This is a genomic window from Halopelagius inordinatus (genome assembly GCF_900113245.1).
Taxonomy (GTDB): Archaea; Halobacteriota; Halobacteria; order Halobacteriales; family Haloferacaceae; genus Halopelagius; species Halopelagius inordinatus.
Map to the genome: position 1 here is coordinate 17,273 of NZ_FOOQ01000008.1, position 22,786 is coordinate 40,058.

Consider the following 22,786-nt stretch of genomic DNA (forward strand, 5'->3'; position numbering starts at 1 on the left):
GCGGAGCGCGACCACTCACCGTCATCAGAACGCGGAGCGTTCTGATTGGCTAACGAGACGCGAAGCGTTCTGGCGACAAAAAAATCCGACTCCGCCGTCGAAGACGGCTCCGTCGGTGAACCACTCGCTTCGATACAGACCGCCGAGTAGTGATATCGAGTTGACGAAACCCGCCGACCGGCGGTCGATAGCCGAGTCTCAGCCCTGATTTTTGCACCAAACCCTTTATCGGATGACCTGACTACCCTCGGGCATGGCCGCCATCGAACTACACGGGGTGACGAAGCGGTACGAAGACGTCACCGCCGTCTCTGATCTCTCTCTCACGGTCGAAGAAGGGGAGGTATTCGGCTTTCTCGGGCCGAACGGAGCGGGAAAATCGACCACTATCAACGTCCTCTTGGACTTCGTCCGCGCGACGGAGGGGACGGTTCGCGTCCTCGGACACGACGCTCACGCCGAGAGCGTCGCGGTCAGGTCGCGCACGGGCGTCCTCCCCGAGGGGTTCGACGTCTACGACCGCCTCACCGGTCGGGCGCACATAGAGTTCGCGATAGACTCGAAGGAAGTCGAAGCCGACCCGGACGCCGTCCTCGAACGCGTCGGCATCGCCGACGCGGCGGACAGGAAGGCCGGGGGGTACTCGAAGGGGATGCGGCAACGCCTCGCTCTCGGGATGGCTCTCGTCGGCGACCCCGACCTCCTCGTGTTGGACGAACCCTCCTCGGGTCTCGACCCCGCCGGAGCGAAGGAGATGCGCGACATCGTCTCGGAGGAGGCCGAACGCGGTACGACGGTGTTTTTCTCCAGTCACGTCCTCGAACAGGTCGAAGCCGTCTGCGACCGCGTCGGCATCATGCGCGAAGGCGAACTCGTCGCAGAAGACACCATCGAGGGGCTTCGCGAGGCGGTCGGAACGGAGTCGACGCTCCGGGTCACCACCGCGGGCGATGCCATCCCCGACACCGACGCTCTCACCGCCCTCGACGGCGTCAGTTCGGTCTCCACCGACGGCGAGACGCTCTTGGTCTCCTGTGACAGCGACGCGAAGACGGCCGTCATCGGCGAACTGGAATCCCAAGGCGTCGAAGTGACCGACTTCGAGACGCGCGAGGCGTCGCTCGAAGACCTCTTTCTCGCCTACACCGGACAAGACGACGAGACGGCCGACGGCGCGGAGGTTCGCGCATGACGTGGCGCGCAGTCGCGCGAAAGGACTTCCAAGACGCCATCCGGTCGCGGTGGCTGTTCGGCGCGACGGCGTTCTTCGTGCTCTTCGTCGGCGGGGCCACCGCCCTGTTCTTCGGTCTACTCCTCCCTCCGGGGGCGCGGGACGCGTCGAACCTGTTCGGCTTCTTCGCGAACCTCGGCGTCTTCAGCCTCTCGTTCCCCGGTCTGCTGGCACTCATCCTCGGGTTCATCGGTCTCTCTACGTCCTACGGCGCTGTCATCGACGAACGCGAGTCGGGCTCTCTGAAGCTGATGCTCTCGCTTCCGAACTCGCGGCGTGACGTCGTCGTCGGCAAACTCCTCGGTCGGAGCGCCGTCGTCGCCGTCGCCTTGCTCGCGGGCTTTCTCGCCGCCTTCGTCGGCTTCGTAGCGACCGGAACCACGGTCGATTACGGCGCGTTCGTCCCGCACGTCGCTTTGACCGTCCTCCTCGGCGTCGCCTTCGTCTCCATCGGCCTCGGCATCTCCGCCGCTGCCGACTCCGGACGGGAGGCGACGTTGGCGACGCTCGGTCTCTACCTCATCTTCGGCATCCTCTGGTCGTCGATCGCGGAGGGTATCCCGAAACTCCTCAACTACGCTGCGACGGAGGCCCCCTTCCTCTCGCCTCTCGAAAATCTCACGCGGGTTAAAATCGGCCTGTTCCTGAAGTACGTCAACCCGCTGAAGACGTACGAGACGCTCGCTGCGCAGGTGTACTACGGTGCCGAGCAGGCGCGTCTCGTCTCGGCGGCCTTCGGCGAACAGGCCGTTCTCGGCCCACTGTTCCAAGAGAGCATGCCGTTTTACTTCACCGGGTGGTTCCTGATGCTCGTCCTGTTGGCGTGGATCGTGGTCCCGGTCGCTCTCGGCTACCTCGTCTTCGAGAGACAGGACCTCTGACACCCACCTTTTTACTTCGTCGGGTCGCGCTCCGCGCGACCGCTCTCCACGGGCGACCTGCAAGTCGCCCGTGCGGAAGCGAGACGGCTCTGCCGTCTCGCCCTCCTCGCAAAAATCTGGACCATCGCCAGAAATCTCCGATTTCTGGCTATTCAGCCAGAACGCTGCGCGTTCTGGCGACAAAAAGGGCCGCCGACGAGCGGCCTTTGGCCGCGATTTCGGCGGTGAACCGCTCGCTTCGCTCGCGGACGGTCGATACGACTGAAACGCTTCTCGAAGTCGCTACCGACGGACGCTCGCCGAACCGAAGAGAAGGGGCGTGGAACCGACCGCCTCCTCCGTGAACCGCCGCCTCACTCCGGCGGGTAGTCGATTTCCCGTTCGGCCAGGAACGCGGCGAACTCTTCTTCGTCCAGTTCGGGCACGTCGTTCTCGTCGGCGTCGTCTCGCTTCGTCCGCCCCGCATCCTCGCCGACGACGAGGTAGTCCGTGTTGCCCGAGACGCTCCCCGTCGCAGTCGCGCCGTGGCGTTCGACCACCTCCTGTGCCTCCGTTCTCGTCACGGACAGCGACCCGGTGAACACGAACGTGAGTCCCGCCAGTTCGTCGCCGCCGTCCGATTCGGTCGCCGTCGCCTCCGGTTCGACGCCCGCGTCGAGGAGAGCCTCGACGGCGTCGCGGTTCTTCTCGTTGCCGAAGAAGTCGCGTATCCGCTCTGCGACGGTCGGTCCCACGTCGTCCACCGCGCGGAGTTCCTCCTCCGTCGCGTCCATCACGCCGTCCAACGCGCCGAACTCGCGGGCGAGGTTCCGCGCCGTCGCCGCGCCGACGTCGGGGACGCCGAGGGCGGTGAGAAAGTCCGAGAGCGTCGGCGTCCGAGCGTCGGCTATCTCCGAGACGAGGTTCTCCGCGCTCTTTTTTCCCCACCCGTCGAGTTCGGCCAGTTCCGCGGCGTCGAGGCGGTAGAGGTCCGCCAGTTCAGACACCAGACCCGCCTCGACGAGTTGTTCGACGCGCTCCTCGCCCAGTCCCTCGATGTCGAGTGCGCCTCTGCTCGCGTAGTGACCGACGGCGCGGACCAGTTGCGCGTCGCACTGCAGTCCGCCGGTACAGTAGGCGATGGGGCCGTCCCGTTCGACCGGACTGCCGCAGACGGGACACTCCTCGGGGAACTCGTAGGTTCCGTCGGCGCGCTTCTCGACGACTTCGGCCACGTCGGGGATGACGTCGCCCGCGCGTCGGACCCGCACCTCGTCGCCGACGTTCACGCCGAGGCGGGCTATCTCCTCTGGGTTGTGTAGCGACGCCCGCGAGACGGTGACGCCGCCGACGTCCACCGGGTCCAGCAACGCGACGGGGGTGAGACGGCCCGTTCGACCCACCTGCACCACCACGTCCGTGACCGTCGTCACTTCGGACCGAGCGGGGAACTTGTAGGCGAACGCCCAGCGAACGGCCCGACTCGTCGCGCCGAGTCGGTCTCTCTTCTCGCGGGCGTCCACCTTCAGCACCGTCCCGTCTATCTCGTAGTTCAGGCTCTCCCGGTCGGCCAACAGTCCGTCTCGGTAGTCGATTGCGTCCGCGACGTCCTCGACGCGTTCGACCCGTTCGTTCGTCGGGAGTCCCCACGCGTCGAGTCGCGAGAGCGTCTCCCACTGCGTCTCCGGAACCGCCGACGCGTCGAGGACGTCGTAGAAGAACACGGAGAGCGGTCGGTCCGCGGTGACCGAGGGGTCGAGTTGGCGAAGCGTCCCCACGGCGGCGTTCCGCGGGTTGGCGAACGGTTCCTCTCCCGATTCGACCCGCGCTCGGTTGTGTTCGCGGAAGGCGTCGCGCGGCATGTACACCTCGCCGCGAACCGCGAGGAAGTCGGGGGCGTCACCGCGGAGCGTCAACGGCACGGACCGGATGGTTCGGACCTGTCGCGACACGTCGTCGCCGCGGACGCCGTCGCCGCGGGTGGCCGCCCGTTCGAACTCGCCGTCGCGGTAGACGACTTCCAGAGAGAGGCCGTCGAACTTCGGTTCGCAGACGTACGCGGCGTCGCCCACCTCGTCTCGGACCCGCCGGTCGAACTCGCGGACGTCGTCTGCATCGACGGAGTGGTCGATAGAGAGCATCGGCGTGACGTGTTCGACCGTCTCCAGTTCGTCGAGGGGTTCGCCGCCGACGCGCCGCGTCGGACTCGCCTCGTCGTCGAAGCCGAACTCGGCTTCGAGTTCCCGCAGGCGGGAGAACAGTTCGTCGTACGTCCGGTCGGCCACGAGAGGGGTGGCCGCGACGTAGTATCGGTAGTCGTGTTCGCGCACGGCGGCGCGAAGCCTCGCCGCCTGCGTCGCCGCCGCCTCGCGCGAGAGGCTCTCGACCGGTTCGAAGTCCGTATCGGGGTCGGTGAGGTACGGATTGTCCGCGTCGGCGTACGCCGTCTGTCCGTCTACGTCGCCGGACGACTGCTCGCTCATCGTTCGCCGGTGGACGCTCCGGGGGGTAAAACCCACCGTTGGCGGGGGGTCGGTCCGGTTCGTCGAACCCCGTCGCTACTCCAGTCCGGTCTTCGCCCGTTCGCGGACGGACTCGCTCGGGTCGTTCTCCGCCGCCTCGCGGAGCAGTCGGCGCGCCTTCGGCCCGCCCAGGCGGCCGAGTGCGGTCACCGCCGCGCGGCGAAGCGGCGTCGGAGCGTCGCCCAACACCGACTCCATCGCCGTCACGACGCGCGCGTCCGCCTCGCCCAGACGTCCGAGAGCGTCGATGGCCTCGCGGCGAACGTCGGCGCTCGGGTCCGTCGTCGCGCGGTCACAGAGCGGTGACGTCGCCGCCGTCGTTTCGAGTCTCGCGCTCGCGCGACACGCCCGCCGTCGGACGCTCGGGTCGTCGTCGTCGAGGGCGGCGACCACCGTCGGAATCGCTCTCGGGTCGCCGATGCGGCCGAGTGCCGCGACGGCGTTCCACCGGAGTTCGGACTCCTCGCCGTACGCCGCACAGAGCGGACCGACCGCGTTCGGATGCGCCTGCGCGCCGAGCGCTTCCATCGCCCACGACCGGACGGCGGAGACGGGGTCGTCCAATCGCCGGATGAGCGCCTCCACCACGCGTTCCCGCGTCGCCTCGGACAGTTCCGCGCCGTCTTGGAAGTGTTCGGCCCGCGCGCCGAGTTCGGCGAACGCCCCGGCGGCCTCCTGTCGGACGTCGGGGTCGTCGTCGGTCAACCGCCGGAGCAGTCCCGGGACGGCGCGTTCGTCGTCGTCCCAGCGGACCACCGAGATGGCCTCGCGGACCACCGACGGGTCGTCGTCGCCCAACGCTTCGACGACGAGTTCGTGCGCGCGGTCCCCGTCGGTGACGCGGAGGACGCGCACCACAGTCTCTCTGAGTCTCGGGTCGTCGCTCGTTCGGAGCACGTCCGCAAAGCGGTCCATCGCCGCCGTCGGGTCCACCTCGCGCGCCGCGCGGACGACGGCGTCTCTCGTCGCCCCGTCCGTCTCGGCGCTCGCGGCGTCGAAGAGAGCGTCGAGTGCGTCGGGGTCGCCGATGGTCGAGAGGGCCGTCGCGGCGGCCCGCCGAACCGCCTCGTCGTCGTCCGCGAGTCTGGCGACGAGGGCGTCGACCGCTCTGGGGTCCGAGAGAACGTCGAGTGCGCGGACGACCGCTCGCCGGTCCGACGCCGAGAGCGGGTCGTCCAACGCCTCGACGAGGGCGGGCACCGCCGACCGAACGCCGCGTCGGGCGAGTTCCGCCGCCGCGTCGGCGCGGTTCTCGCGGTCCGATAGCGCCCCCCGGAGGCGGTCCTCCGACCAGTCTCCGGCCGACGGCCCAGTCACCACGTCGAGACCGCGGAGGTCCGTCCGTCCGGCGCGGACGGTGAGTCTGTCGCCGACGGCGACCGTCGGGAGGTCGCTCGGGTCGAACGCGACGGTTCCCTCGCCCACGTCGAGTATCGCGCGGCCGTCGGCGACCGAGACCACCTCGCCGCGAAAGCGGGTTCCGCTCCACTCGAAGGCCTCTGCGCCGGAGTCGATGCCGACGCTCACGTCCGAGAGCGTCGCCCGCCGGTCCGCCTCGCCAACGGCGCTGCCGACCGTCGGCTCTGCGAGCCAGATTCGCGCGACGGCGCGCGACCCTCTTTCGGCGGCCTCAGCGCGTCCGTCCGGGTCGTAGACGCCGACTCTCGCGCCCCCGGACGTGACGAGGGTCCGGCGGCGCTCTCGGCTCTCGTCGGGCGTCGCGGCGACGTTTCCGCCCCGCGTCTCGCGGGCCGCCGAACCCGGTTCGGCGACCGTATCGAGGAGGCGAACGGGGAGGCCCCACGCGTCGAACTCCGCGGCGGCGAGGTGGAGCGACTGCGTCTCCGCGCGGAGGTCGGCGACGCTCTCTGCGAGGGTCGGGTTCGTCTCGGCCACCGCGTCGCAGAACGTCTCGACGACCGAGAGAATCTCGGCGACGAGTGCGCGCCGGTCCGCGAGCACCCGTTCGGAGCGGTCCGGTTCGGTCGCCGCGTCGTCGCCGACGGCGTCCGGGACCGTTCCGTCGGGGTACGTCAACTCCGGTTTCTCGGGTCCGGGGTCGGAGGCGAACCACGTCTCGACGGCGTCGCCGTCGGGTTCGAAGCGGAACTCCTCGCTCTCCTCGAAGAACTCGACGACCGCCGACTCGCCGTCGAGGAGGGCCGACGCCGCGGACATCAGTTGACCGAGATGCCACCGGAGGTGGTCTCTCCCGCGCCCCACCTCCCGTCCCCCGACGACGAGGCAAACGCTCGTCGGCGGGTCTGCGTCTCCCCCGCGGATTCGGTCGTACACCGTGGCGTCGTACGCGATACCGATGCGCACGTCCGTCTCACCGGACCCCTTCGGCATGCGTCCGAGAGGGCCGTAGTGCGAAAAAAGCACTTCGGTGCGACTCCGGTCCGGGTTTGTCGCCTCGACAGATTCGCCGGATGCCGTAACCGCCGGTTATAAGACGACGCGGTAATATGCGTGTGATACATGAACGACGGTTTCCACACCCGGAGTCTGCACGCCGGGCAGAAACCGGACTCGGCGACGGGTGCCCGCGCCCCGCCCCTCTATCAGACCACCTCATACGCGTTCGAGGACGCGGACCACGCCGCGGACCTGTACGCTCTCGACGCCGAGGGCGACGTCTACTCCCGCATCTCGAACCCGACGACGCGCGTCCTCGAAGACAGGTTGGCGGCGTTGGAGGCGGGCGCCGGGGCAGTCGCCACCGCGTCCGGGATGGCCGCACTCGACGCCGCGACGAGCATCCTCGCTCGCGCGGGCGACAACATCGTCGCGAGCGCCGATATGTACGGCGGCACCTCCACGTACTTCACCAAGATGGCGACTCGACGCGGCGTGGACATCCGCGTCGTGGACACCCTCGATTACGACGCCTACGCGGACGCGGTAGACGAACGCACCGCGTTCGTCCACGCCGAGACCATCGCGAACCCCTCGCTGAAGACGCCCGACTTCGAGCGTCTGGCCGACATCGCACACGAGGCGAAAGCGCCCTTGGTCGTCGACAACACCTTCGCGACGCCGTATCTCTGCCGACCCATCGAACACGGCGCGGACATCGTCTGGGAGTCGACGACGAAGTGGATTCACGGTTCCGGCACCACCGTCGGCGGCGTCCTCGTCGACGGCGGCGCGTTCCCGTGGGAACACGCCGACTACGACGAACTCTCCGGCGAGAACCCGGCGTTCGGCGTGAACTTCGTCGAACGGTTCGGCGACCGGGCGTTCGCCGTCGCCGCCCGCCAGCGTTCGCTCAGAACGCTCGGCAGCCAACAGTCGCCGTTCGACGCGTGGCAGACGATTCAGGGGCTCGAAACGCTCCCGCTTCGGATGGAGAAACACTGCGAGAACGCCCGCGAGGTGGCGACGTTCCTCCGCGACCACGACGACGTGGCGTGGGTGTCGTACCCCGGGTTCGAGGACCACGAGACCCACGAGAACGCCTCGAAGTATCTCGACCACGGTCCCGCGAGCGAAGCGAGTGAGACCTCGGCGGACGGAACGTCCGCCGGTGGGTTCGGCGGCATGGTGACGTTCGGCCTCGAAGCCGGGTTCGAGGCGGCGAAAGCCACCTGCGAGAACGTCGAACTCGCCTCCTTCCTCGCGAACATCGGCGACGCGAAGACGCTCATCATCCACCCCGCCTCCACCACCCACGCGCAGTTGAGCGCCGACGAACAACGCGCCGCGGGCGTCGGCCCGGACCTGCTTCGCCTCTCCGTCGGTATCGAGGACGCGAGCGACGTCATCGCGGACTTGGACGGGGCCATCCGACGCGCGACGGAGGACGCCACGAGATGAAGACCGACAGCGGAACCGTCGACGTGGGGACGTTCGACTTCGAGTGCGGCGAGGAGATACCGAACCTCCGCGTCGCCTACGAGTCCTACGGCGAGTTCGACGGTGACAACGCCGTCCTCGTCTGTCACGCCCTCACCGGCAGTCAGAACGTCGCGGGCTACGGCTCCGAGACGACCGGACAGGCCCGCGCGTGGTGGAACGACATCGTCGGCCCGGGGAAGGCGATCGACACGAACGACTACTTCGTCGTCTGCGCGAACGTCCCCGGGTCGTGTTACGGCACCTCCGGCCCGCCGAGCGACGGCCCCGACGGCGACCCGTACGGCACCGACTTCCCGCCCGTCACCGTCGGCGACTGGACCCGGTCCCAGCGACTCCTGTTGGACGAACTCGGCGTCGGCCGCCTGCACGCCGTCGTCGGCGGGAGCGTCGGCGGCATGAACGCCCTCGACTGGGCGAAGCGCTACCCCGACGACGTCCGCCGCGTCGCCTCCGTCGCCGCCGCGCCCCGCCTCGACCCGCAGTGTCTCGCTCTCGACGCCATCGCCCGCCGCGCCATCACCACGGACCCCGGCTGGAACGGCGGCGACTACTACGACATCGACGAGCAACGCGGCGAGGGCGACGAGTCTCGGAACCCCTCCGACGGCGCGCAGGGACCGAAAAACGGCCTCGCCCTCGCGCGGCAACTCGGGCACGTGATGTATCTCTCGAAGTCGTCGATGGAGCAGAAGTTCGGCCGCCGCGCCGCCGGACGCGACGCCACGCGGGACACGTTCCCCGCGGACCCCGCGGCCTCTTTCTTCCCGTACCGCGACGTGGAGTCGTACCTCGACTACCAAGCCGAGAAGTTCGTCGAACGGTTCGACGCCAACTCCTACCTCTATCTCACCCGCGCGATGGACGACTACGACCTCTCGGAGGGGTACGAGGACGACACGCACGCCGTCGCCGCCTACGAGGGCCAGACGCTGTTGATGTCCTTCACCGGCGATTGGCACTTCACCACCGAGCAATCGGAAGCCCTCGCGGAGTCGTTCCGCGACGCCGAGGTGCCCGTCGCCCACCACGTCGTCGAATCCGACCACGGCCACGACGCGTTCCTCGTGGAACCGGAGAAGGTCGGCCCGCCCCTCCGTGACTTCCTCGATACGGGTATCTCGGGTCGGTCGATTCACGACACCGACGAGGAAGCGGAGGGAGACGACGGCCAGCAGTTCGCGCCCGTCCACAACAGTCTGTTTTCGGGGTGACGCCGTCGTTCTGCTCCTCGCGGCGGTGCTGACCCCCGACGACCGGCCGAGTTCTCGCCTCCGACCCGAAGGAATTTGTCCGTCTCGGACGACGACTCGGGTATGTCTACGCTCCGACTCGCCGGTCGAATCGCGGCGCTCGCGGCCGCGGTACCGGCTTACTACGTCGCGTACATCTTGCTCGCGGAGACTGTCCCCGCCGACGCCGTTCTCGCCGCGGGCGGCGCGTCCCTCGTCGTCGCTCTCGGTGCGACGTACGTGGCCCTCATCCCCGACGGACTGGGCGCACGAACCGTCGGCGTCTCGTTCGGCGGCCTGTTGCTCGTCGTCGCCGTCGTCACCCTCGCCGCACCGCTTTTCACGACGCTCACCCGATTCGGACTCGGACTCGGCGTCGGCGCGGTGGGTCTCGTTCTCCTGTTTGCGGGCGCGTCCGTCGCGGAGACGCACGCCGTCTGAGTGCGAATTTCCGTCGTATCGACGGACGACCGAACTGATTTCGCGGCGAGAGTCGATTGCTCGCGGACCCCGGCGTATTTTGTAACGACGGGGGTATTTACCACGGGGTAAGACTAACCAGTTCGGTATGTCAGACGGGAACGACGAGGAGAGGACGCTCGGATTCGACACGCGAAGTCTGCACGCCGGACAGGAACCCGACTCGGCGACGGGCGCGCGCGCACCGCCAATCTACCAGACCACGTCGTACGTCTTCGACGACGCCGACGACGCGGCCAGCCAGTTCGCCTTAGAGAGCGAGGGCTACATCTACTCGCGGTTGATGAACCCGACCATCGCGATGCTGCAAGAACGCCTCGCCTCTCTCGAAGGCGGTATCGGCGCGGCGGCGACGGCGTCGGGGATGGCGGCGTTCGACCTGGCGAACTTCCTGCTCGCGTCGGCGGGCGACAACGTCGTCTCCGCGTCGTCGCTGTACGGCGGGACGTACACCTACCTGACCCACACCGTCGAACGGCGCGGCGTGACGACGAAGTTCGTCGATACGCTCGACTACGACGCCTACGAGGAGGCCATCGACGACGACACCGCCTACGTCCACCTCGAAACCATCGGGAACCCCGCGTTGGTGACGCCGGACATAGAGCGAATCGCCGACATCGCCCACGACAACGGCGTCCCCCTGTTCGTCGACAACACCTTCGCGACGCCGTATCTCTGCCGACCCATCGAACACGGCGCGGACCTCGTGTGGAACTCCACGACGAAGTGGATTCACGGCGCGGGGACGACCATCGGCGGCGTCCTCGTCGACGGCGGGACGTTCCCGTGGGCCGACCACGCCGAGAAGTATCCCGAGATAGCGCAGGACAACCCCGCCTACCACGGCGTGAACTTCTCCGAACGGTTCGGCGACGCGGCGTTCACCTACGCCGCCATCGCCCGCGGACTGCGGGACTTGGGCAACGCCCAGTCGCCGTTCGACGCGTGGACGACGATAGAGAAACTGGAATCGCTCCCGATGCGGATGGACCGCCACTGCGAGAACGCACAGACCGTCGCGGAGTTCTTAGACGACCACGACGCCGTCTCGTGGGTCAACTACCCCGGCTTGGAGAGCCACGAGACGCACGAGGAGGCCTCGAAGTACTTAGACGGGGGCTACGGCGGCATGATAACGTTCGGTCTGGCGGAAGGATACGAGGCGGCGAAGGCGACGGTCAACAACGTGGAACTCGCGTCGCTACTGGCGAACGTCGGCGACGCGAAGACGCTCGTCATCCACCCCGCCTCGACGACGCACCAGCAACTCACAGAAGACGAACAGGCTGCGGCGGGCGTCACGCCCGACATGGTCCGTCTCTCTGTCGGTATCGAGGACGCCGACGACATCGTCGCCGACTTGCGGCAGGCCATCGAGTCGGCGTCGAACTGAGGGTAGCGGGTGATTTAACGCACCCGCCCGCGCAGTCAGACCGTGGTCGATTCGCTCCTCGTAGTCGGACTCGTCGTCGCGGCGTTCGTCGGATTCAACATCGGCGGGTCGAACACCGGCGTCGCCTTCGGTCCCGCCGTCGGCAGCGGTACCGTCTCCAAAGTCGGGGCCGGCGTTCTCATGGGGATTTTCGCCCTCCTCGGCGGGTGGACCGTCGGGCGCAGAGTGGTCACGACGCTCGGTTCCGACCTCGTCACGGGCGACCCCTTCTCGGCGACGGCGAGCGTCGTCGTCCTGCTTTTCGTCGGGTTCGCCCTGTTCGCCTCGAACGTCTTCGGCGTCCCCGCATCCACCTCGATGACCGCTGTCGGGGCCGTCGCCGGATACGGGGTGGCGACCGACCGTCTCGCGGTCGATTTGGCGATGGAGATCGTCTCGTGGTGGTTAGTCGCGCCAATCCTCGGCTTCTGGGTCAGCGCCGTCGTCGGACGCTACTGGTACGACGACGTCGCCGCGTGGGTCGCAATCGACCGCTCCGAGGGCGGCCTCCTTCGTCTCCGCCGCGACGGCCTCGTCCCGCGACCCGCACTCGCCGAGGGGACGACGCGCCGCGAACTCGTCGGCTCGGTCCTCGTCGTCGGCATCGCCTGTTACATGGCGTTCTCCGCCGGGGCGTCGAACGTCGCAAACGCCGTCGCGCCACTCGTCGGCAACGGGTCGCTGTCGATGGACGCGGGCATCCTGTTGGCGGGCGGTGCCATCGCCGTCGGCGCGGTAACCATCGCTCGCAGGACGTTGGAGACGATGGGCAACGACCTGACCGAACTGCCTCTCACCGCCGCCCTCGTCGTCGCGTCGGTGAGTGCGACGGTCGTCACGTTCCTCTCTTGGCTCGGCATCCCGGCGAGTTTCGTCGTCATCGCCACGATGTGCATCGTCGGCCTCGGGTGGGGGCGCGCGACCACCCGCAGACCCGACCCGACGAACCCGGCGGCGGACCTCACCGACCCGCCCGCGGACGTGGCCGCCGAACCCGGCCTCGAGACGGACTCGCTGTTTCGGCCGCGGGCGACGGCCCGCGTCGTCTTCATGCAGAACCTCGTCCCGTTTGCCGCCACCGTCGGCGCGTATCTCGTGTTCTCGCTTTTCGGCCCGGCGGTCGGCGTCTGACGCCCGACCGGTCCGCGGGCGGCCGAACGCGCCGGTCTCGACGCCGGATGATGAGGCTTTATCCACGCGACCGCCGAACGTCGTTCCGTGGTCGAAGTACTCCTCGTTATCGGTCTCGTAGTCGCCGCGTTCGTCGGATTCAACATCGGCGGTTCTTCGACCGGTGTCGCGTTCGGCCCGGCGGTCGGCAGCGACATCGTCTCGAAACTCACCGCCGCGGCGTTGATGACCGGGTTCGCGTTCCTCGGGGCGTGGACCGCCGGGCGGAACGTCATCGAGACGATGGGCGGGCAGATAGTTCCGGAAGACCAGTTCACGCTCGGAGCCAGCGTCGCCGTCCTCTTTTTCGTCGGACTGGCGCTTCTCATCTCGAACACGTTCGGTGTCCCGGCCTCCACGTCCATGACCGCCGTCGGCGCCATCGCCGGACTCGGCGTCGCAACCGGAACGCTCGACGCGGCGGTCATGCTCGAAATCATCTCGTGGTGGATCGTCGCACCCGTCATCGCCTTCTGGATCTGCGCCGTCGTCGGACGATACATCTACCCGTACCTCGACGCCAAACTGAAACTCGACCAGTCGCCAGGCGCGCTACTGACGGTGGACCGGTCGGGTGCGATTCCCCGCCCCGCGTTCGGCCCCAACACGACGATTCGAGAGTTCGGTAGCATCGTGCTCGTCGTCGTCATCGCCTGTTACATGGCGTTCTCCGCCGGGGCGTCGAACGCCGCAAACGCCGTCGCGCCACTCGTCGGTAACGGGGCGGTCGGCATCGACGCGGCGATTCTGCTCGCGTCGGCCACCATCGGCCTCGGCGCGTTCACCATCGCCCGGCGGACGCTCGACACCGTCGGCAACGACCTGACGGAACTGCCGATTCTCGCCGCACTCATCGTCGAGACGGTGTCCGCGTCGCTCATCGCGATGCTGTCGTGGTTGGGTATCCCGGCGAGTCTCGCCGTCTCGGCGACGATGTGCATCGTCGGCCTCGGATGGGGACGCGCGACTCGCACCGTCACCATCGGCCAAGCCCTCGGCGGGAAGTCGCCGGGGATGTCCGTCAACGCACTCACCACGGAGACCGACGAGAACGTCCCGCGAGTCGGCGAGGAGTCCGAAACCGACCTCGCGGGCCGGAATCTCTTCGACCCCGGGACCACCGGCCGGGTCATCTTCTTTTGGCTCTTGACCCCCTCGCTTTCGGCTGCGGCGTCGTACGCGCTGTTTGCGGTCACCTCGCTTTGACCCGGTTCGGTCGGACGGCGCGCGCGCACGTCCGCCGACGGCGTGGGAATTTACTATCACACGGCGAGAGGAACAGCAAAGTCTAATGGTGTGGCTTCCGAACCGTGTGCTGATGCCCACGGTAGAATACCTCAACTACGAAGTACTCGACGACAACGGCTGGGACATGGACGACGACGACCTCTTCGACAACGCTGCAGACGCTGGTCTCGACGACGAGGACTACGGTTCCCTCGAAGTCAACCAGGGCGAATACATTCTCGAAGCCGCCGAGGCGCAGGGCTACGACTGGCCCTTCTCGTGCCGCGCCGGTGCCTGCGCGAACTGCGCGGCCATCGTCAAGGAAGGCGACATCGAGATGGACATGCAGCAGATTCTCTCGGACGAGGAAGTCTCCGAGAAAAACGTCCGGCTGACCTGCATCGGGTCGCCGGAGACCGACGAGGTCAAAATCGTCTACAACGCCAAGCACCTCGACTACCTCCAGAACCGCGTCATCTGAGGCTCCACTCGGACACTTTCTTTCGGCCGTAGGAGACGTCTCGTCGGCGACGCGGTTCTCGGGGGCCCCGTGGGTGAGACATTCTCTCCCAAAACCTCTCCGGTCGTGTTTCTCGACTTTCAGGATACCAAAACGATAACTCCCCCCGGGTCAGTTCGCCTGTATGTTCGCCACCGTACCCGACCTGCTCCGACTCCTCGTCGTTCCGGTGTTGGGGTGGGCAGCATGGCGCGACGTCGAGACGCGACGGGTTCCGAGCGTCGCGTGGTATCCGCTCGTCGCACTCGGCGTCGTCCTCCTCGCGTGGGACGCCGTCGGCCACCTGTCGCTCTCGACGCTGGCCGATCGGCTGTTTTTCGTCCGCGTCGGCGTGAGTCTGCTCTTCGTCGCACCGCTTTCGTACGCCTTCTGGTATCTCGGCGGGTTCGGCGGCGCGGACGCGAAAGCGCTCATCACGTTCTCGATACTGCTGCCGACGTTCCCGACGTACTACCTGCCGGGCATCGCGCTTCCGGCCGAAGCGACGACGCTCGGCGTGTTCTCGATGACCATCCTCACGAACACGGTCATCTTCGCCGCCGGCTACCCTCTCGCGATGGCCGCCCGGAACCTCCTCGACGGCGACACGGAGGTTCCGCTGCTGTTTTTCGGGCGGCGCATCCCGACCGCCGACCTCTCGACGGCGCACGGCCGCCTGTTCGAGACGCCCGACGGGCACAGTCGGAACGGACTCGACATAGACGCCCTCCGGATGTACCTGCGGTGGCGCGGGACGACGCTCGCGGCACTCAGAGACGACCCGGAGACCCACCGCGACCCCTCTAGCATCGTCGAGACGCACGACCCGACCGACGGCGCAGTCGTCGCGGACGCGGCCACCACCGACAGCGCTTCGCGGCCCGCGTCGGAGGCGCACTCGGACGGCGGCGTCGTCGCGGACGCAGTCGCCGACGACGGCGACGAGTGGGGTGCGGAGGCGTTCATGGACTCCATCGAGGGGTCGGCGTACGGCACGACGCCGGAGAAACTCCGCGGCGGCCTCGACGTCGTGACGACGACGGACGCTCTCTGGATTTCGCCGGGCATCCCGTTTCTCGTTCCGATGTTCTTCGGAACCGTCGTCGCGTTCGTCTACGGCGACGTGCTGTTCGGCGTCGTCGGGATGCTCGGACTGGTCTGACGCGTCGTTTTTTTCACCGACGGTGACGAACGCCCGACCGTGCCCGCCCGAAGGCCGTTCGCCGCCGGCGTCGTCGGCACACTCTTCGGCGGTATCGTCCCGTACCTGCTGTTTCCGGACGCTCTCCTCGCCGCAACGAGCGCCGCAGTGTGGGGTCTCGGTGCCGGTCTGACGGTCACAGAGGGGGCGGCGTGGGTCGGCGACCCGGGGACGGGCGGGTTCGAAGACGCCCTCCCGGGCGTCGTGTTGCTCCTCGTCGGTCTCTTCGGGTTCCACGACGGACTGCCCGTCGCCGACTCGCTTCGGATAGCGCTCGTCTTCCTCGCGGCCGGCGCGCTCTCGGTCTGTACCAACGCCGGCGTTCGCTTCGGCCGGCGGATGGCGTCGGAGTGACCCGTGAGTACAAAAGACATATCGGCGGGCACCGCATGGTTCGACGCGATGACCGAGGACGTAACGGTGGACTTCGGCGAGGACGGACTCGTGCCCGCCGTCGCACAGGACGCCGAGTCCGGCGAGGTGTTGATGCTCGCGTACGTCTCGCCCGAAGCCCTCGAACGGACCCGCGAGACGGGACGCGCGCACTACTACTCGCGGAGTCGGGACGAACTCTGGGAGAAAGGCGCGACAAGCGGACACACCCAAGCCGTCGAGGAGGTACGCGTCGACTGCGACGCCGACACGCTCCTGTACGTCGTCGAACAGACCGGCGGCGCGTGCCACACGGGCCACCGGTCGTGTTTCTACCGCACCATCGACGGCGAGGCGGACGGCGAACGCGTCTTCGACCCCGACGAGGTGTACGACGACTGAGAGACACACGATGACAGACGCCACACCGGCAGACGCGAGCGAACCGGCCGATTCCGACGTCTCCGACCTCGTGCGACGGCTTCGCGAGGCCAGAGACGCCGTCGACGACGCCGACTCCGCTATCGCCGACCACGGGAGAGACGAGGTGCATCGCGCCGTCAACGCGCACCGACGGGCGACGAAACTACTCGACGACTACGAGGACTCCGCGACGGGGACGGGCGACTTTCAGGCGTACGTCCGGTTCCAAGAGGAGTTCATCGGCCTCGTCGAGGACCTCCCCGAGGACGTGCCCGTCCGAGAGGCGTTCGAAGACGCCGCAGAGCGGATGGACCGCAGACGCCTCCGCGAACGCGACTTCGTCGGCGCGCGCGAGGACCTCGAACCGGCGGCCCGACTCAAAGACCTCCTCGACCGGCGGGAGTCCGCCCGCGACGAACTCGCGGCCGCGCGCCGCGACGCCGCCCTCCGACTGACGGAATTAGAGGATGCCGCCGACGAACTCGCCGACCTCGTCGCGTTGGGAGCGGCCGACCTCGACGCGCCGGTCGATATCCTCAGAGAACCGATAGCGACCTACGCCGAGGCGGTCCGCGAGGAGTTCCGACGGTGGAAAGCCGAAGCGCCCGCCCGCGACGTGCTCGAACTCCCGGCGGCGGCGACGGCGTTTCCGCTGGTCGACTACCGGCCGCCGCCGCGCGACGTTCTCGACTACGTCCGCGAGCGACGCGGCGGCGACCACCCGATACCGAAACTGCTCGAGTACACCGGCTACTCGGGGTCGAAACTCGACCACTACGTCGACGACGCCGCGGCGCTTCAGACCTCGGTCGCCGTCCACCGGACCTACCTCGAACGGCTCGATGCCGACCCCCTCGTCGTCTCGTGGCCGCCGCCGCAGGCGGGGGTACTCCGCCGCCGCGCGGACGAGATAATCTCGCTTCTGAACCGCTTTGCCTCCGAGGAGACGGTCGCGACGCTGCGGCGCGTTCGGGACCTGACGTACCGCGACGACTACGAGAGTCTCCGGACCGCCGCGCGCGCCCGCAACGAGGTTACCGAGGACCAACTCGCGCGTCTCCGTTCCGGCACCGTCGAGGCGGAACTCGACGCGGTTCGGGACGCGCACGACCGTCTCGCGGCGGTCCTCGAAGAGACCGACGACGAGGACGCCTGACAGATGGTCGTCGTCGCCGCCACCGCGTTCGTGGCGGGGGCGGTCTGTCTGTTCTACGCGAGCAAAGCCCTGCGGACGCGGCGGGCGGCCGCCCGCTTGGAGGTCGAAGACGACCCCACGGCGTGGCTTCTCCCGCCCGACGAACGCGAGGACGCGCCCGAGGACCCGGTCGAGGACGTCTCGATAGAACGCGGGGCCGTCCTCCTGTTTCTCGGCCTACTCTGTTTCCTGTTCGGTATCCTCAGCGTCTGACTTCCGGCGAGTCGGCGCGGGCGTCCGTCGTTGAAGAGAAGCGAATCGAGCGGGGTCGTTCGTCCCGTCGGAGCGGGTCAGTTCAGCGAGTCCAGAGCGACGCGAAGCGCGGACTCCGCGCCGTCGGCGAGTTCCTGCGCCCGTTCGTACTCGCTCGACTCCGCGTAGACGCGGACTTTCGGTTCGGTCCCCGAGGGGCGGACCAACACCCACGCGTCGCCGTAGTCGAGGCGGTAGCCGTCCGTGGTGTTCGGCGTCGCAGCCGAGTTCTCGGCGTACTCGCGGGCGGCGTCGAGCATCGCCTCTAACTCCGCTTCCGAGTCGTACTCGATGTTCACCCGGACGTTGTGGTAGTCGGCGTACGGCGCGGCCAGTTCGCTCGCGGGGCGGTCGGCGACGAGTTCGAGGAACTTCGCGCCGACGAACGCGCCGTCGCGGACGAGACGGAAGTTCGGGAAGAATATCCCCCCGTTGCCCTCGCCCGCGATGGGGACGGACTCCCCTCGCGCCCACAGTTCGCGGATGCGCGTGATGATGTTCGTCGCGCCGATGGGCGTCAGTTCGAGGTCGGCGCCCACGTCGTCGCAGACGTCCACGAGTCGTTGCGAGACGTTGACGGCGGCCACCGTGGTGTCGCCCGGAGAGAGGTTCGCGGCCGCGAGTGCCGCGAGCGACGACTCGCCGGGGATGAACTCGCCGTCCTCGTCGACGAAGACGGCCCTGTCGGCGTCGCCGTCGTGGGCGACGCCGACGTCGGCGTCCGCGGCCTTCACGAGACGGCAGAGGTCTTCGAGTTCGCTCCCGACCGGTTCGGAGTTGCGTCCGGGGAACGTCCCGTCGGGCGTGGCGTTGACCGTGACGACGTCACAGCCGAGTTCGCGGAAGAACTGGGGACTCGTGAGTGCGCCCGCGCCGTGACCCGGGTCGAGGGCGACGGTCAGGTTCGCGTCGGCTATCTTCTCTCGGTCCACCGCAGAGAGCAGGTTCTCGACGTAGTCTCGGTTCGCCGATTCGACGTTTCGGACGCGGCCGACGTCGTCCCACGTCGCCGTCGCGAACTGCTCGGAGAGGATGTGGTCCTCGATGCGTTCGAGTTCGGAGATGGAGAGTTCGACGCCGTCGGACCCGACCAACTTCACGCCGTTGTACTCGGGCGGGTTGTGCGAGGCGGTGATGACGAGGGCGGGCACCGCTTCGACTTCGCAGTACCGGACGACGCCCGGCGTCGGAGTGACGCCGAGTCGGTCCACGTTCACTCCGACGCTGGCTAACCCGCTTTCGGCGGCGTTCGAGAGCATCTCGCCCGTCGTCCGGGTGTCGCGCGCCACCACGACGCGGTCGGTGTCCCAGACGGTCCCCGCCGCCTTCGCGACCCGGAGGACGAACTCCGGGGAGAGGCCGTCGCCGACCACCCCTCTCGTCCCACTCGATCCGAACAGTTTCATTGTGGGGTACTGGTTCGTCCGGCGACAAAGCCGTTCCGAACCACAGTTCCGGTTTTTCGCATCCGAGTTATCGTTTCGCCCACCGGAATCGACTCCGGGCGGGTAACGCCGAACCGACGCCGGAGAAAAGTGGACGACTCTCCGCGCGGCGTCGCCTCCGGAGCCTTTAGGCGCGACGCGCGAGGAGAGGTCACCATGAGCGACGCGTTTCGGACCTTCGAAGTCGTCCCCGCAGTCGACATGCAGGACGGGGAAGTGGTGCAGTTGGTGCAGGGCGAACGCGGCACCGAACGACGGTACGGCGACCCGGTCGAGGCGGCCGAACGCTGGGTCGGCGAAGGCGCGGAGACGCTCCACCTCGTCGACTTAGACGGGGCGTTCGAGGGCGACCGCAAGAACGCCGACGCGGTGGAAGCGGTCGTCGACGCGGTGGACGTGCCGGTCCAACTCGGCGGCGGCATCCGAACCGCCGCGGACGCGGCCGACCTCCTCGAACGGGGCGTCGAACGCGTCATCCTCGGCACCGCGGCGGTGGAGAACCCCGAGTTGGTCGAAGAGATAAGCGCGGAGTATCCCGGCCGCGTGATGGTGAGTCTCGACGCGAGAGACGGCGAAGTGCTCGTCTCGGGGTGGACAGAGAGCACCGGCCTCGACCCCGCGGAGGCCGCCGCCCGGTACGAGGAACTCGGCGCGGGCGCGATTCTGTTCACCGACGTGGACGTGGAAGGCCAGATGGAAGGCGTCCAGACGGACGTGACGAAACGCGTCGTCGACGCGGTGGACGTGCCGGTGGTCGCGTCCGGCGGCGTCGCCTCTCTCGACGACGTGCGCGCACTCCGAGACGCCGGGGCCGCCGCCGTCGTCGTCGGAACGGCGCTGTACGAGGGGACGTTCACGCTCGAAGACGCCAGACGCGTCTGAGCGGACGACCGACCTACTCGCCGGTCGGCGCGTCTCCCGCGTCCGGTCCGCTTCGGCCGTCCGCGGCGTCTCCGTCGCCGCCGTCTTCTAGCTCCCCGTCGTAGGTGAACGCGGTAGCGTCCGCGCTCTGCCCGACCGGTGCGTCCGTCGGCGGCGAGTACGAGTAGAGGTGCTCGCCGTGGACGACGTAGTACGTCCCGTCGTCGGGGTCTTCGACGACGCTGCTGTTCGTGTCGATGGCGAAATCCACGAGTGCCGACAGCGACTCGGCCTCCGCGCGCGGGCGGTCGAACGTCGACGGCGGGAGGCGAATGGGGTGTATCCACTCGTCGAACTCGGACCGAGCCTCGTCGAACGCGAGGCGTTCTCGCTCTGCCTCCGTAAGCGTCGAGAGGCGACCGCTCCGACGCGCCCACAGGAGGCCGACCGCCCCGCCGAGACCGGAGAAGAGCAGTAGCGGCCCGCCTATCCGTCGGATAGGCCCGTACTGGTTGGTGACGGTGACCGTCCGAGTCGAGGTGTGCGGGTCGGTCACGACGCCGGGGTCCTCGACGGTGTACGCGGTGCCCAACCCGACCGGCAGTACGTATCTCTCCGTTCGTTCGACGGACTCGCCGTTCACCGTCCCCGAGAGCGAAACGGTGACGCGGACGAGAGCCTCGGTCTCTCCCAACGAGGCCCCGAGGTCCGATTCGATTCGTTCCGTCTCGTTGGCGAGGGCTCTCGCGTCGAACGAGAACGGGACGCGGACGGATTCGCCCGGTTCGACGCCGCTCTCTGTCATCTCGCCCGCGTCTCGCGTCCTCTGCCAGTGTCGGGTCCGGACCGCGCCGGTCTGATTCCGCTCGACGGACCGGAGGACGATATCGGCGTCCGTGCCGATACTCAACGACCCGCCTTCGCTCGCGGTGTATCCGTAGGTGAAGTTCCCGTCCAGTACCGGTGCGACGGTCCCGAAGTACGCCGACCGGTTCTCGAGCGTCGTCCCGACGGGAAACACCGAGTTCGGCTCTCTGACCGTCGCCGCGTGCCCGAACTCTGCGGTCGTCTCCCACGACGCCCCCGCCCGTTCCTCGGTGTGCGCCCCCGGTTCGACGTACGCCGTGTAGGCGAGTCCACCACCGACGGCGGCGAGGACGAGAAAGCAGGCGACGACGACCGCGACGTTGCCAGCCACCGTCTCTCGTGCTCGAAGCGTCCACGTAGCCATTACCCTCTCTCCAAGACGTATCTAAATAGTAACTAGTCAGTTAACGATACTATACATCTTTAACGACCGGTTCAGGGTTCGAACGCCGCCGTATCGGGCCGACCGTTCGCCGCTCAGGAGTTCCGGTCGCGGAGCGTTCGCTTCAGACGGGTAGTCGGCGAGATATCGCGTCCCCGACTTCGGGTTCGGACCCGCCCCGTACCGACGAGAGCGATGCTGACGGCGTAGAACAGTCCGCCGAGTAGCGAGTCGATGACGACGACGGGCGCCCACGGGTGAAGCTGATAGAGTCCCCGAGTAACGGGAGTCGGGAGGACGGCGAGGTAGCGGTGTTCGGTGAGGAACATCCGGTAGTACCCCGTCTCCGGAGGAACAGAGAGCGTGACGGTGGCGTCGGCGGTGCTTCCGGGCCCCACGGACAGTTCGCCCGGTTCGACGGCGACGCCGTCGCTTCGCGGTTCGAGGAAGACGTCGACGGGGACGAGGCCGCCGTTGCCGACGGGGTACGCGACGTCGGACGACTCGCCCGCCGGAATCACCGTCGGTCGGTCTGACTCGAACTCCGCGCTGACGACGCCGTACTCCTGCGTCCCGGCGGGACCGACCATCGCCGCCGTCGCGCCCGCGACGAGGAGGAGTGCGAACCCGGCGGCTATCAACCGCACGTCCGTGCCCGTCTCTCGGTTTCGGGACGTCTCGCGACTTCGACGCTCTCTGTTCTCCTCGCGTAGTTCGCCGAGGACGTAGTACACCATCGTCGCGCCGAAGAAGAGGTAGGCGAGTCCCTGCGGACCGAGGAACGCTCTCGACCCGAAGAGTGCGGCGACGTGTCGCTGAACGACGGAGACCGCCCCCTGTACGGCGAGCACTGCGGTTCCGAGTTCGGGAATCACGACCACCTCGCCGCCGACCTGTAGCGCCTGCGCGACGACTTGAGCGTCTTGCACCGGGGGTTCGGAGCCACCCTGGTCGGTGAACGGGTTGGCGTCGCCTCTCGTGACGTAGCCCCGGTCGGTCTCTTCGACGACGCGGTGCGTCGTCAGGTCGCCGCCGTGGAGTTCTTGCGCGCGGAAGACGACCACGTCACCCTCCTCTACGGGACCGACGAGGTCCGCGGGGACGGCGACGAATCCGTCGCCGGGTTCCATCGTCGGGGCCATGCTTCCGGTTTCGACGAAACCGAGCAACACGGGGTAGCCGAGGGCTTGGCCCGCTAAGAGGGAGACGACGGCGAGTAGGACGACGAGTTCGAGTGCGCGTACGAGTGCGGTTTGTGCGTTTTCCATCTCTCT

The 22,786-nt window shown here is 68.0% G+C and carries 20 protein-coding genes; 15 read left to right on the forward strand and 5 right to left on the reverse strand.

The features are described from left to right. Positions 1 to 253: 253 nt before the first annotated feature. Positions 254 to 1,192: an ABC transporter ATP-binding protein gene (locus BM167_RS16680; RefSeq protein ID WP_092893864.1), complete on the forward strand. Its 939-nt coding sequence runs from the start codon at positions 254 to 256 to the stop codon at positions 1,190 to 1,192. Continuing rightward, the gene (locus BM167_RS16685) at positions 1,189 to 2,112 is read left to right on the forward strand and encodes an ABC transporter permease (RefSeq protein WP_092893865.1); all 924 of its coding nucleotides are present in this window, start codon (positions 1,189 to 1,191) and stop codon (positions 2,110 to 2,112) included. The genes BM167_RS16680 and BM167_RS16685 overlap by 4 nt, the downstream gene beginning before the upstream one ends. 353 nt (positions 2,113 to 2,465) lie before the next feature. Here the strand turns inward: BM167_RS16685 and ligA are convergent, their stop codons facing one another. Both ligA and BM167_RS16695 read right to left on the reverse strand, forming a co-directional pair. Further along, entirely contained in the window at positions 2,466 to 4,574 is a 2,109-nt protein-coding gene (gene ligA, locus BM167_RS16690; RefSeq protein WP_092893866.1) for an NAD-dependent DNA ligase LigA, read from the reverse strand. A gap of 75 nt (positions 4,575 to 4,649) precedes the next feature. Continuing rightward, positions 4,650 to 6,965, reverse strand: coding sequence for a HEAT repeat domain-containing protein (locus BM167_RS16695; protein ID WP_092893867.1), 2,316 nt, complete (start codon positions 6,963 to 6,965; stop codon positions 4,650 to 4,652). 129 nt (positions 6,966 to 7,094) lie between these two features. Here BM167_RS16695 and BM167_RS16700 point away from each other — a divergent pair, with 129 nt between their 5' ends. The 12 genes from BM167_RS16700 (at position 7,095) to BM167_RS16755 (ending at position 17,918) form a co-directional block, all read left to right on the forward strand. Next, complete coding sequence (locus tag BM167_RS16700; RefSeq protein WP_092893868.1) at positions 7,095 to 8,432, forward strand: O-acetylhomoserine aminocarboxypropyltransferase/cysteine synthase family protein; 1,338 nt, start codon at positions 7,095 to 7,097, stop codon at positions 8,430 to 8,432. After that, positions 8,429 to 9,685, forward strand: coding sequence for a homoserine O-acetyltransferase MetX (metX, locus tag BM167_RS16705; RefSeq protein ID WP_092893869.1), 1,257 nt, complete (start codon positions 8,429 to 8,431; stop codon positions 9,683 to 9,685). Before BM167_RS16700 ends, metX begins: the two co-directional genes overlap by 4 nt. 102 nt (positions 9,686 to 9,787) lie before the next feature. After that, positions 9,788 to 10,144 carry a hypothetical protein gene (locus tag BM167_RS16710; RefSeq protein ID WP_092893870.1) on the forward strand — a complete coding sequence of 119 codons (357 nt, stop codon included), beginning with the start codon at positions 9,788 to 9,790 and terminating at the stop codon, positions 10,142 to 10,144. Positions 10,145 to 10,271: 127 nt separating this feature from the next. Beyond that, a complete protein-coding gene (locus tag BM167_RS16715) occupies positions 10,272 to 11,579 on the forward strand; it encodes an O-acetylhomoserine aminocarboxypropyltransferase/cysteine synthase family protein (protein ID WP_092893871.1) in 1,308 nt (435 codons plus the stop codon). Positions 11,580 to 11,621: 42 nt separating this feature from the next. Then, positions 11,622 to 12,749: an inorganic phosphate transporter gene (locus BM167_RS16720; protein ID WP_092893872.1), complete on the forward strand. Its 1,128-nt coding sequence runs from the start codon at positions 11,622 to 11,624 to the stop codon at positions 12,747 to 12,749. Between the two features lie 87 nt (positions 12,750 to 12,836). Then, complete coding sequence (locus BM167_RS16725; RefSeq protein ID WP_092893873.1) at positions 12,837 to 13,994, forward strand: inorganic phosphate transporter; 1,158 nt, start codon at positions 12,837 to 12,839, stop codon at positions 13,992 to 13,994. A gap of 112 nt (positions 13,995 to 14,106) precedes the next feature. After that, positions 14,107 to 14,496, forward strand: coding sequence for a ferredoxin Fer (gene fer, locus BM167_RS16730; RefSeq protein WP_092893874.1), 390 nt, complete (start codon positions 14,107 to 14,109; stop codon positions 14,494 to 14,496). A gap of 163 nt (positions 14,497 to 14,659) precedes the next feature. Beyond that, complete coding sequence (locus BM167_RS16735; protein ID WP_092893875.1) at positions 14,660 to 15,676, forward strand: A24 family peptidase; 1,017 nt, start codon at positions 14,660 to 14,662, stop codon at positions 15,674 to 15,676. A gap of 39 nt (positions 15,677 to 15,715) precedes the next feature. Then, positions 15,716 to 16,069 (forward strand): hypothetical protein, encoded by a 354-nt coding sequence (locus BM167_RS16740; RefSeq protein ID WP_092893876.1) that lies wholly within the window; start codon positions 15,716 to 15,718, stop codon positions 16,067 to 16,069. Positions 16,070 to 16,117: 48 nt separating this feature from the next. Beyond that, positions 16,118 to 16,489 carry a phosphoribosyl-AMP cyclohydrolase gene (gene hisI / locus BM167_RS16745; protein ID WP_092893877.1) on the forward strand — a complete coding sequence of 124 codons (372 nt, stop codon included), beginning with the start codon at positions 16,118 to 16,120 and terminating at the stop codon, positions 16,487 to 16,489. Positions 16,490 to 16,499: 10 nt separating this feature from the next. After that, the gene (locus BM167_RS16750; RefSeq protein WP_092893878.1) at positions 16,500 to 17,666 is read left to right on the forward strand and encodes a DUF7118 family protein; all 1,167 of its coding nucleotides are present in this window, start codon (positions 16,500 to 16,502) and stop codon (positions 17,664 to 17,666) included. 3 nt (positions 17,667 to 17,669) lie between these two features. Next, the gene (locus BM167_RS16755) at positions 17,670 to 17,918 is read left to right on the forward strand and encodes a hypothetical protein (protein WP_092893879.1); all 249 of its coding nucleotides are present in this window, start codon (positions 17,670 to 17,672) and stop codon (positions 17,916 to 17,918) included. 77 nt (positions 17,919 to 17,995) lie between these two features. Here the strand turns inward: BM167_RS16755 and glmM are convergent, their stop codons facing one another. Next, entirely contained in the window at positions 17,996 to 19,363 is a 1,368-nt protein-coding gene (gene glmM / locus BM167_RS16760) for a phosphoglucosamine mutase (RefSeq protein WP_092893880.1), read from the reverse strand. Between the two features lie 195 nt (positions 19,364 to 19,558). Between glmM and hisA the strand changes: the two genes are divergently transcribed. Further along, positions 19,559 to 20,284, forward strand: coding sequence for a 1-(5-phosphoribosyl)-5-[(5-phosphoribosylamino)methylideneamino]imidazole-4-carboxamide isomerase (gene hisA, locus BM167_RS16765; RefSeq protein WP_092893881.1), 726 nt, complete (start codon positions 19,559 to 19,561; stop codon positions 20,282 to 20,284). A gap of 13 nt (positions 20,285 to 20,297) precedes the next feature. Here the strand turns inward: hisA and BM167_RS16770 are convergent, their stop codons facing one another. Both BM167_RS16770 and BM167_RS16775 read right to left on the reverse strand, forming a co-directional pair. Then, the gene (locus BM167_RS16770; protein WP_092893882.1) at positions 20,298 to 21,494 is read right to left on the reverse strand and encodes a DUF5305 domain-containing protein; all 1,197 of its coding nucleotides are present in this window, start codon (positions 21,492 to 21,494) and stop codon (positions 20,298 to 20,300) included. Between the two features lie 113 nt (positions 21,495 to 21,607). Next, a complete protein-coding gene (locus BM167_RS16775) occupies positions 21,608 to 22,780 on the reverse strand; it encodes a signal peptidase I (protein ID WP_092893883.1) in 1,173 nt (390 codons plus the stop codon). Between the last annotated feature and the right edge of the window lie 6 nt (positions 22,781 to 22,786).

What these genes read in the sequence shown, in the direction of transcription:
- BM167_RS16680 (WP_092893864.1), top strand. Translation starts at nt 254, where the DNA reads ATGGCCGCCATCGAACTACACGGGGTGACGAAGCGGTACGAAGACGTC.
- BM167_RS16685 (WP_092893865.1), top strand. Translation starts at nt 1,189, where the DNA reads ATGACGTGGCGCGCAGTCGCGCGAAAGGACTTCCAAGACGCCATCCGG.
- ligA (WP_092893866.1), bottom strand. Translation starts at nt 4,574, where the DNA reads ATGAGCGAGCAGTCGTCCGGCGACGTAGACGGACAGACGGCGTACGCC.
- BM167_RS16695 (WP_092893867.1), bottom strand. Translation starts at nt 6,965, where the DNA reads ATGCCGAAGGGGTCCGGTGAGACGGACGTGCGCATCGGTATCGCGTAC.
- BM167_RS16700 (WP_092893868.1), top strand. Translation starts at nt 7,095, where the DNA reads ATGAACGACGGTTTCCACACCCGGAGTCTGCACGCCGGGCAGAAACCG.
- metX (WP_092893869.1), top strand. Translation starts at nt 8,429, where the DNA reads ATGAAGACCGACAGCGGAACCGTCGACGTGGGGACGTTCGACTTCGAG.
- BM167_RS16710 (WP_092893870.1), top strand. Translation starts at nt 9,788, where the DNA reads ATGTCTACGCTCCGACTCGCCGGTCGAATCGCGGCGCTCGCGGCCGCG.
- BM167_RS16715 (WP_092893871.1), top strand. Translation starts at nt 10,272, where the DNA reads ATGTCAGACGGGAACGACGAGGAGAGGACGCTCGGATTCGACACGCGA.
- fer (WP_092893874.1), top strand. Translation starts at nt 14,107, where the DNA reads ATGCCCACGGTAGAATACCTCAACTACGAAGTACTCGACGACAACGGC.
- BM167_RS16735 (WP_092893875.1), top strand. Translation starts at nt 14,660, where the DNA reads ATGTTCGCCACCGTACCCGACCTGCTCCGACTCCTCGTCGTTCCGGTG.
- hisI (WP_092893877.1), top strand. Translation starts at nt 16,118, where the DNA reads ATGACCGAGGACGTAACGGTGGACTTCGGCGAGGACGGACTCGTGCCC.
- BM167_RS16750 (WP_092893878.1), top strand. Translation starts at nt 16,500, where the DNA reads ATGACAGACGCCACACCGGCAGACGCGAGCGAACCGGCCGATTCCGAC.
- BM167_RS16755 (WP_092893879.1), top strand. Translation starts at nt 17,670, where the DNA reads ATGGTCGTCGTCGCCGCCACCGCGTTCGTGGCGGGGGCGGTCTGTCTG.
- glmM (WP_092893880.1), bottom strand. Translation starts at nt 19,363, where the DNA reads ATGAAACTGTTCGGATCGAGTGGGACGAGAGGGGTGGTCGGCGACGGC.
- hisA (WP_092893881.1), top strand. Translation starts at nt 19,559, where the DNA reads ATGAGCGACGCGTTTCGGACCTTCGAAGTCGTCCCCGCAGTCGACATG.
- BM167_RS16770 (WP_092893882.1), bottom strand. Translation starts at nt 21,494, where the DNA reads ATGGCTACGTGGACGCTTCGAGCACGAGAGACGGTGGCTGGCAACGTC.
- BM167_RS16775 (WP_092893883.1), bottom strand. Translation starts at nt 22,780, where the DNA reads ATGGAAAACGCACAAACCGCACTCGTACGCGCACTCGAACTCGTCGTC.